The following is a 512-nucleotide window of genomic DNA, read 5'->3' as shown; positions in this document are numbered from 1 at the left end:
GGCGGAGGGGGCGGGGGTGTTGTTGCTGGAGCGGTTGTCGGATGCTCGGCGCAACGGGCATGAGGTGTTGGCGGTGGTGCGGGGGTCGGCGGTCAATCAGGACGGTGCGAGCAATGGGATGACGGCGCCGAGTGGTCCGGCGCAGCGGCGGGTGATCCGTCAGGCGTTGGCGGGTGCGGGTCTGTCTGCTGCGGATGTGGATGCCGTGGAGGGGCATGGCACGGGGACGGTGCTGGGGGATCCGATCGAGGTGCAGGCCTTGCTTGCCGCTTATGGGCGGGATCGGCCGGGGGGCAGGCCTTTGTGGTTGGGGTCGCTGAAGTCGAACATCGGGCACACGCAGGCTGCGGCGGGTGTGGCTGGTGTGATCAAGATGGTGATGGCGTTGCGGCACGGGGTGCTGCCTGCGACGTTGCATGTGGATGAGCCGTCGCCGGAGGTGGACTGGTCGTCGGGTGGGGTGCGGTTGTTGGCCGAGGCCGTGCCGTGGCCGGGGTCGGAGCGTGTGCGGC

1 pseudogene is annotated in these 512 nt (G+C 69.7%); it reads left to right on the top strand.

What is annotated here, in order from left to right:
- A pseudogene (locus ACFPZI_RS37150) lies at positions 1-512 on the top strand (type I polyketide synthase); the annotation flags it as partial.

It is taken from the genome of Streptomyces chlorus, assembly GCF_042655885.1.
Taxonomy (GTDB): Bacteria; Actinomycetota; Actinomycetes; order Streptomycetales; family Streptomycetaceae; genus Streptomyces; species Streptomyces chlorus.
This window is presented reverse-complemented; position numbering and strand designations above follow the sequence as displayed.